Annotated in this window: 9 protein-coding genes; 2 read left to right on the top strand and 7 right to left on the bottom strand. The window is 68.3% G+C overall.

Annotation, left to right across the window (positions count from 1 at the left end; translation table 11 throughout):
- The 5 genes from ABEA24_RS53140 to ABEA24_RS53120 form a co-directional block, all read right to left on the bottom strand.
- On the bottom strand, window positions 1-297 hold a 297-nt coding region (locus ABEA24_RS53140), incomplete at its 3' end, for a GntR family transcriptional regulator (RefSeq protein WP_345444682.1).
- Window positions 294-1,817: a beta-N-acetylhexosaminidase gene (locus tag ABEA24_RS53135; RefSeq protein WP_345444679.1), complete on the bottom strand. Its 1,524-nt coding sequence runs from the start codon at window positions 1,815-1,817 to the stop codon at window positions 294-296. The genes ABEA24_RS53135 and ABEA24_RS53140, both read right to left, overlap by 4 nt.
- Before the next feature lie 32 nt (window positions 1,818-1,849).
- The gene (locus tag ABEA24_RS53130) at window positions 1,850-2,722 is read right to left on the bottom strand and encodes a carbohydrate ABC transporter permease (RefSeq protein WP_345444676.1); all 873 of its coding nucleotides are present in this window, start codon (window positions 2,720-2,722) and stop codon (window positions 1,850-1,852) included.
- Window positions 2,677-3,606, bottom strand: a complete 930-nt coding sequence (locus tag ABEA24_RS53125) for a carbohydrate ABC transporter permease (protein WP_345444674.1) — start codon at window positions 3,604-3,606, stop codon at window positions 2,677-2,679. Before ABEA24_RS53125 ends, ABEA24_RS53130 begins: the two co-directional genes overlap by 46 nt.
- Before the next feature lie 5 nt (window positions 3,607-3,611).
- Window positions 3,612-4,928 carry an extracellular solute-binding protein gene (locus ABEA24_RS53120; RefSeq protein ID WP_345444671.1) on the bottom strand — a complete coding sequence of 439 codons (1,317 nt, stop codon included), beginning with the start codon at window positions 4,926-4,928 and terminating at the stop codon, window positions 3,612-3,614.
- A 390-nt stretch (window positions 4,929-5,318) separates the two neighbouring features.
- On the opposite strand from ABEA24_RS53120, the gene ABEA24_RS53115 reads away from it, so the two are divergent.
- Complete coding sequence (locus tag ABEA24_RS53115) at window positions 5,319-6,722, top strand: cellulose binding domain-containing protein (RefSeq protein WP_345444668.1); 1,404 nt, start codon at window positions 5,319-5,321, stop codon at window positions 6,720-6,722.
- A gap of 69 nt (window positions 6,723-6,791) precedes the next feature.
- Here ABEA24_RS53115 and ABEA24_RS53110 read toward each other — a convergent pair whose 3' ends face one another.
- Together ABEA24_RS53110 and ABEA24_RS53105 are read right to left on the bottom strand one after the other, a co-directional pair.
- Window positions 6,792-7,754 carry an RNA-guided endonuclease InsQ/TnpB family protein gene (locus ABEA24_RS53110; protein WP_345444665.1) on the bottom strand — a complete coding sequence of 321 codons (963 nt, stop codon included), beginning with the start codon at window positions 7,752-7,754 and terminating at the stop codon, window positions 6,792-6,794.
- Complete coding sequence (locus tag ABEA24_RS53105) at window positions 7,751-7,957, bottom strand: hypothetical protein (protein WP_345444662.1); 207 nt, start codon at window positions 7,955-7,957, stop codon at window positions 7,751-7,753. The genes ABEA24_RS53110 and ABEA24_RS53105 overlap by 4 nt, the downstream gene beginning before the upstream one ends.
- Before the next feature lie 169 nt (window positions 7,958-8,126).
- Between ABEA24_RS53105 and ABEA24_RS53100 the strand changes: the two genes are divergently transcribed.
- A partial coding sequence (locus ABEA24_RS53100; protein ID WP_345444659.1) for a GntR family transcriptional regulator occupies window positions 8,127-8,426 on the top strand: 300 nt, incomplete at its 3' end.

The raw sequence follows: 8,426 nt of genomic DNA, 5'->3' as shown, positions 1-8,426 counted from the left end.
GTCGCCCTTCGCGGGTGGGACGCCGAGGCCGTCGACCGTCGCGGACAGCTGCTGGGTGACCTTGCGCGGGCTGGTGAACGTGCCGCGGCCGTGGCGGCGGACCAGCAGGCCTGTACGGGCGATTTCGTCGATGGCCGCGCGGACCGTCGGGCGGGACACGCCCAGCGTCACAGCCAGTTCGCGTTCGGACGGCAGGCTCGTCCCCGGGCTCGCGTTGTCGATGAGGTCGAGGATGTGGCGGCGGACCAGCTCGCGTTTGGCGGTGGACGGACGGCGAGTCCCGTTCAGTGCGGTCACGCCGCGTCCCGCCCGGGGAGCGCGCCGAGCACCCGCAGACGTTCCCGGTGAACCGTCAGGCGGCCCTGGAACTCCTCGTAGTCGCGCGTGCCCTCGCTCCACGCCGCCTCGGCCAGGGCGCACAACCTCGGGAACGTCAGGTACCGGACGTGGTCCGGGGTCGGCACGAACTCCGTCCACAGCTGCGCCTGGGTGCCCAGCACACCAGGGCGGCCCCCATTGCCCGGATCGGCGACCGGCAGGCCGCCCGCGAGCGGGTCGAATCCGTACACGTCGGCGACCGTCGTGACCACGTCGGGCTGGGCCGGTGGCTCGCCGGGATGGGTGCTCTGCGCGTAGTCCAGGTACGTCGACCGGTGCGGCGCCATGATCACCTGGTGGCCGCGTTCGACCGAACGTACGCCGTGGCCCGGGTCACGCCAGGCGGTCAGGGTCATGTCGGCGGGCAGTTCGCCGTTCTGCTCCGCCTCGTCCCAGCAGACGGCGCGGCGGCCGTGCTCGGTCAGCGTCTCCTGCATCTGCCGCAGGAACCAGCCGTGCAACTGGGTCGGCGTCGTGAAGCCCAGCTCCGCGGCACGGCGGCGGGCCACCGGGCTGGTCTCCCACTGCGTCGTCGGGCACTCCTCGCCGCCGATGTGGACGTACCGGGACGGGAAGACCGAGACCGTCTGCGCCAGCACCGTGCGGCAGAACTCCAGCGCCTCGTCGTGCACCCCGAGGATGTCCTCGCTGATCCCCCAGCTCGTCCAGACCGGGAGGCTCACCTCGGGCCGGTTGCCCAGGTGAGGGTAGGCGGCAAGGAGCGCGCGGGCGTGGCCGGGCATCTCGATCTCCGGGACGATGGTCACGCCGCGGCGGGCCGCGTACGCCACCAGGTCGCGCAGCCGGCGCTGGGAGTAGAAGCCGCCGTGCGGGACTCCGTCGAAGCGCGTGCTGCCCGACGGGCCGACCATGGACTCCGTCCGCCAGGCGCCCACCTCGGTCAGCCGCGGCAGCCCCTCGATCTCGATGCGCCAGCCCTGGTCGTCGGTCAGGTGCAGGTGCAGCACGTTGAGCTTGTGCAGCGCGATCCGGTCGATGAACTCCTCGAGGAACTCCGGCGGCATGTAGTGCCGTGCGACGTCGAGCATCACCCCTCGCCACGGCAGCCGCGGTGCGTCACGCACGGTCACGCATGGCCACCGCCACGCGTCCGGCGGGGCCGACGCCGGATCCAGCGCGGCCGGGGGCAGGAGCTGGCGCAGCGTCTGGACACCGTGGAAGAGCCCCTCCTCGCCGGGCGCGGTCAGGAGGACCTCGGGCGGGGAGATCTCCAGGCGGTACCCCTCGTACGGGAGGTCGGCCGGTGCGATCTCCACGCGGACGGCCGGCCCGTACGACGCGCGAGGCCGGTCGCCCAGGTAGCCGGCCAGGAGGTCGGCGGCGCGTGCGGCGCCCGGTCCGGCCGAGAGGTGGAGGGCCGCGGGGATGGCGAACTCACCGGGGTGGACGGTGAGTTCGGCGGGGCGAGGAATTATCACAATGGCCTTTCTCAACAAGGTCTCGAAAAGGGCTATCCCTTGACGGCCCCGGCGGTCATTCCGACGACCAGTCGGCGCTGGATGAGCATGAAGAAGACCACGATGGGCAGTGCGAACAATGTCGAGCCGGCGATCAGCCCGCCATAGTCGGTACCGATGTTGGTGGAGAACGACGCCAGCCACACCGGCAAGGTGTACCGGGACTGGTCCTTCATCATCACGTACGCGTAGATGTAGTCGTTCCAGGCGACGATGAAGGAGAAGACGCTGGCGGCGATGATGCCCGGCATCACGAGGGGGAGCAGCACCTTGCGGATCACGGTGAACCGGCTCGCCCCGTCGACCATCGCAGCCTCTTCGAGTTCCACCGGTACGCCGTGCAGGAATCCGCGCATCACCCAGATCGTCAGGGGCAGCACGAACGCCGAATAGGTGATGATCAGCCCGATCAGCGTGTCGAGCATGTTCAGGCTCTTCATACTCAGGAACAGCGGAATCAGCAGCGCCGGCCCAGGGATCATCTGGATCACCATGATCCCGATGAGGAATCCGCGGCGCCCGAAGAAGCGAAAGCGCGTCAGCGCGGTCGCCGCGAGAAAGGCCACCACGACCGACAGTGTCACGACCACTCCGGTGACGATGACGCTGTTGACGAGGTAGTCGGCGAAATGCGGTTTGCGCACCGCGTCGGCGAAATTGGCGAGACTTAGCGGGAAGGGCAGGAACTTCGGCGTCGGGCTGAGCGTGTCGCCGGACGGCTTGAGTGCCGTGTTGACCATCCAGTAGACCGGAAACATCCAGACGGCGCAAAAAAGAACGGCTCCGGTGTTCAGCGCGATGCGGGCCGGCCGGACTCTTCTCACCATGCTTCTCCCGCCCGCACCAATCGGCGCACGTAATACCACGTCAATGCCGTGAGAAGGGCGGTCGCGAGGACGGCGATCGCGGCGCCCTGCCCGTACGACTGGCTCGCGAAGGCCCGGCGGAACGACCAGACCACGAGCGTGGTCGTCCCGCCGTCCGGGCCGCCGCCGGTCAGCAGCCAGATCTGGTTGAACACGTTGAAGTCCCAGATCACCGACAGGACGGTGACGAGCAGCAGGATCGGCCGCAGGAACGGCACCGTGATCACGCGGAAGCGCGTCCAGTACCCGGCGCCGTCGAGCGCGGCGGCCTCGTAGTAGTCGCCCGGGATCTGTGACAGCCCGGCGTACAGGGTGAGCGCGACGAACGGCACCGACTGCCAGACCACGAGCAGCCAGACCAGCAGCAGCGCGGACACCGTGTGCGCGGTCCAGTCGTACTGCCCGAGCCGGAGCATCCAGTTGACCACGCCGTACGTCGGCTGGAACAGCCAGGTCCACAGCATCGTCGCGGCCACGCTCGGCACCGCCCAGGCCGCGATCAGGCAGAACGTGACCATCGTCCGCATCCGCCGGCCCAGCGCGCGCATCGCCAGAGCGACGCCCGTGCCGATCACGAGGGTGCCGCCCGCCATCGCCACGCAGACGAGCGCGGTGCGGAGCAGCATCGGGACGATCTCGTCGCCGTGGAGGACAGCGGTGTAGTTCGCGAACCCGGTCCACCGCGTCCGGCCGCTGAACAGCGCCCGCAGTCCGTAGTCCTGGAAGGAGATCAGCACCAGCCGTACGAGCGGGTACCCGATGACCAGGGCGAGGACCAGCGCGGCCGGAGCCAGGAGCGCGTACGGCAGCGCGGAGCGGCGGCGCCGGGCCCGGGGCGCGACGGCCTCGGGCGCGACGGTCGCCCGCGCGGCCAAGGTTTCCATGCGCGTCACTGGGATGCGTTCAGCGCCTGGTTCAGGTGCTGATCGAAGGATTTCGCGGCGTCGGCGATCGGCGTCTTGCCGGTGGAGATGTCGCCGAAGAAGGCCTGCAGCGACTTGTCGCTCTCGATCGTCGCCCAGCCGGGGCTCGCCGGCGTCGCGACGCTGCGCTTGGCCGCGAACGAGAACGCCTTGAACAGCTCCGGGCGCGACCCGGTGGTCTGGTCGATGAGCTGGGACGAGACCGGGGTCCAGCCGTCGATCCCGGCGATCGCGCTCGTCTGTACGGCGGTGCTGGTGGCGGCCTTGAGGTAGGCGAGGGCGAGGGCCTGATTCGGGCTCTTGGCCGCGATGCCCAGGTCCGAGCCGCCGAGGAAGACCGGTTGGGTGCTGCCCACGCCGGCGCCGGGGAGCGGGAACGTGCCGAGCTGCTCCTTGAGCGACGGCTTGATCTTGAGGATGGAGTTCACGCTGGTGTTGAGGATCGCCGAGGTCTTCTCCTGGGCGAAGACCGCGTTGTAGTCCGGGGTGAGGTTGAACAGGTTGCGCGAGGCGGGCGTGGAGTAGGTGTTCTGGAACTGCTTCCATGCCGCCAGCCCTTGCTGGGCCTGCGGCGACTCCAGCGCCCCGGTCCACTTGTCACCGTTCTTGGTGGCCAGCTCGCCGCCCGCGTCCCAGACGAATTGCACGCCGCCGAACCAGTACTGGCCCGGCATGTAGAACGCGGAGAAGTCCGGCGCCGGGTTGGCTGCCTTGATCTTGTCGAGGTCCGCGGTGAACTCCGCGAACGTGGCCGGCGGCTTGGTGACGCCGGCCTTGGACCAGATCTTCTTGTTGTAGACCACGGCGCGCTCGGCCGCGAAGAGCGGTGCGGCGTACAGTCGGCCGCCGACCGTCGCGGGTCCGACCAGCCCGGGCAGCCAGCTCTGCCCCTGCGCCAGGGCCTTCTGCACTGCGGAGATGTCCGACAGGCCCCCGGCCGCGGCGAACAGCGGGACGTCCGTGTTGCCGATCTCGAGCACGTCCGGTGGGTCGTTCTGGGCCAGCGCGGTCGTGATCTTGGTGTTGATGTCGTCCCATTCCTGGATCTGCACCTTCACCGAGGCACCGGTGGCCTTGGTGAACTCGGTGTTGATCGCCTTGACCGCGGCGTCGGACAGGTCGCCGTTCATGTACCAGACGGTGAGCGTCTTTCCGGTGCCGGAACCCGGTCCGGCGATCTTCGCGGCGGACTTGGGGGCGGTGTCGCCGTCTCCGCCGCACGCGGTGGCAGTGCACGCGAGCGCGACGCTCGCCGCCAACGCGGCCGTAACACGTCTGTGCATGTCGATCCCTCCTGGGTGGCCAGAGCTCACCGCTCCGGCGTCGGCCGGTCGCCCCCCGTCGCTCGGTGCGCCAGATAGTGACACTTGTCCATTGGTCATGTCAACGATGGAAGATCGCCGACGCTCCAGCTACCTGGACTGTGGCCTCTCTTGCCCGACAACTACGGCTAAAACGCTGCGAACTGGGGGTTGACAAGCCGGTAGGCGGGGTTCATTTTGATGGCCATCGGCCACCGCAGAACTGACCGTTGGTCAGGTTGCCGATCGTACGCAGCGTCTTCGTTCGTCCTTGGGGGAGGCGCGCGTACGGTGCCGTCCGCCCGCGTCCGGCCGGCGCCCCGGCCGCGGGCGGCGGGGCCGATCATGTCCGCCCGCCACGCAAGGAGAACCATGCGGCTTCCCCCCGCCCTCAGACGCCTCGCACCCGGACGTCGCCGCACCGCCCTGCTGACCGCCCTCGTCCTGTTCGGCGCCACCGTCGTCACGGCCGGCCTCCTCACCGGCGGCCCGGCCCAAGCGGCCTCGAGCCTCCAACTGCAGTACCGGACGACCGAGACAGGAGCCACCGCCGGGGACATCGAGCCCTGGTTCCAGGTCGTCAACACCGGCTCGTCATCCGCATCGCTGTCCGGCGTCACGATCCGCTACTACTTCAGCGCCGACACGACCGTCCCGTACGTCTACACCTGCGAATGGGCGGTGATCGGCTGCTCCAAGATCTCCGGTACGGTCGGCGCGCTGAGCGGCGGCCCGGCAACGGCCGACCACTACTTGGAGGTGGCCTTCGGGCCGAGCGCCGGCTCGCTGGCGCCCGGCGCCTCGACCGGCGACCTGCAGCTGCGGCTCAACCGGCAGGACTGGCAGCAGGTGAACCAGGCCAACGACTACTCGTTCAAGAACCAGACCTCGTACGGCTCGTCCGGCACCGTCACCCTTTCGGTGGACGGCACCGTCGTCTCCGGGACCGCCCCGGGCGGGACCTCCACGCCGCCGACGAGCGGCAGCGGCGTCCTGTTCGACGACTTCCACTACACCGGCCCCTCCGATCCGAACCTCGGCGCGCACGGCTGGTCGATCCGCACGGGCGGGGGCGGCCCGGGCATTCAGGGCACCTGGTCGGCGAACGCCTTCAGCTTCCCGTCGGACTCCACCGCCCAGGGCGGCAAGGTCATGAACCTGGCGGCGACCACCGACGGCACGACCAACGGAACCACCCAGGCCGAGATCGACACGGTCCAGCGCAAGTTCTTCGAGGGCACGTACGCGGCGCGCGTCTACTTCAACGACGCCCCGACCACGGGTCCGAACGGCGACCATGTCAACGAGACCTTCTACACGATCACGCCGGACGACTCGCTCTACAGCGAACTCGACAATGAGTACCTGCCGAACGGCGGCTGGGGCGCGCCCGGCCCGACGCTGTACACGACCACCTGGTACAGCGCCGACGCCATGGACCGCCAGACGCACAATGTCATCTCCAGCCTGCAGGGCTGGCACACGCTGCAGATGACGGTGGCGGGCGGCACCGTGACGTACTACGTCGACGGCAACGTCTACTTCTCCACCACGGGCAAGTACTACCCGCGTGAGAAGATGACCATCGACTTCAACGAGTGGTTCATCGACCTCCCGTTCAGCGGCGCGCGCACGTGGAACGAGAAGGTCAACTGGGTGTACTACAACGCGTCCGGCGCGCTCACGCCGGCGCAGGTCACCAGCGCCGTGAACGGTTACTACAGCGCGGGCACCCACTTCACCGACACCGTTCCGAAGTCAGCTTCTCGGTCCTGAAGGTCCTGAAGGACCGAGCGTGCGGCTAGAGCCTCACTGGCTGTGAGGTGGTCTGCCGCGTCTTGGCCATCAGCCGCTCGGGCTGGTGGCCGGGACGTGTGACGTCCGCCCCGCGTCCCACGCGTTCTGGCCCCTTCGGGCTAGGACGCGGGAAGCGTTCCGGTCCGCGTGCGCAACGACGCTGCAGCCCCGGCAGGTGAACAATGCTTGAGAGATCCGGTTGAGCCGGTCGATGTGCCCGCACTCGGCACATTCGGTGGAGGAGTAGGCGGGGTCGACGAACACGACGGGGACGCCGGCTCGGCGTGCCTTGTAGACGATGAAGTCTGCTAGTTGGGCGAAGGCCCAGGAGTGCAGTGCGACCCGTTGGGGCTTGCGGAGCCGTACCCGTTCACGGATCCCCGTGAGTTCTTCCAGGGAGATGCCGCGTCCGGTGCGTTCAGCCTCGGTCACGATCGTCTTGGAGATGCGATGGTTGATGTCCCTGGCGCGCCGCGATTCCTTACGGCGCTGTTTCCTCAACAGCCGTTTGGCGGACTTGGTGCCCTTCTTCTGCAGCTTGGCCCGCAGCGCGACTTGCCGCCTGCGGTAGCGGTTCAACTTGCGTCCGGCGGCCCGATGGCCGGTGGAGGTGGTGGCGATGTTGACGATGCCCAAATCCACCCCGACGAAGGAACCCGGCTCACCGGTCTCGGCCTCGGGCACCTCACAGGTTGCGATCAGGTAGAACACGCCATCGCGTTCGACCAGATCGCTCTCGCCTTTGCGGTGGGCGATGAGCTGTTTGAGTGCGTTCGGTGAGCAGGCGAAGCGTACGCCTTTCAACCGGCCCGCCATCGTCCAGATCGAAACGGTCTGCGCGTCGTACTGCCAGCTGAGACACCGATCATCGTACGGCTGGGCGGCCTGGGGCCGGAAGGTGATCGGCTTGGACTCGGCCTTGATCCGGCGTTTGGAACCCTCCTTGCCCAGGTTCCCTGCCCGCAGGTTAGCGTGCAGGCTGGTGTAGGCGTCCCGGACCTTCTTGATCACATGCTGGGCGCCTGCGCGCCCAGGCCGCGTTCCTTGAGTTCGGCATAGGTGTGCTTTCGTAGTTCGTACTCACGGGGAACACCCTGGGCGAACGCTACGGATGACACCCAGCATGCGGCTTCGTTGGCCGTGCGCAGGGTGTGTTTCAGCGCCGCCGCCTGCTCGGGCGTCGGCACGAGTTTTAACTGCGTCACAACCTTCACGAGGTGTGACCATAGCATCGCTTTGTGTCACGGTACTGGAAATTGGTCCTCGATTATTCGCGAGGGAAGAAGTGTCGTCCACACCCTGCACGCGGACGTGGTCTCCGACCACGTCCGCAAGCGCCTGTGAGGCGACGCCGGGCGACCGTCTTGTTGAGACTATGGGGGCGTGACCGGCACCGAGCAGAGATCCCCCCGTACGCCATCGACCCCCAAACGCGACCGGGTCCGCCGGCACATCCTCGACTTCATCGACAACGCGAGCCCGGGAACGAGCCTGGCGTCCGAACGCGATCTCGCCAACGAGCTCGGAGTCTCCCGCCCGACCATCCGCGCGGCCATCGACGAACTCGTCCGGTCGGGCCTCCTGGTCCGTCGGCACGGCCGCGGCACGTTCACCAGCCCCCGGAAGATCACACAGGAGCTGTCGGGAAGCACCGGCCTGGCGGTCCCTCCGGCGGAAGGTACG

The organism is Actinoallomurus vinaceus (assembly GCF_039542055.1).
GTDB classification, from domain to species: domain Bacteria; phylum Actinomycetota; class Actinomycetes; order Streptosporangiales; family Streptosporangiaceae; genus Actinoallomurus; species Actinoallomurus vinaceus.
This window is presented reverse-complemented; position numbering and strand designations above follow the sequence as displayed.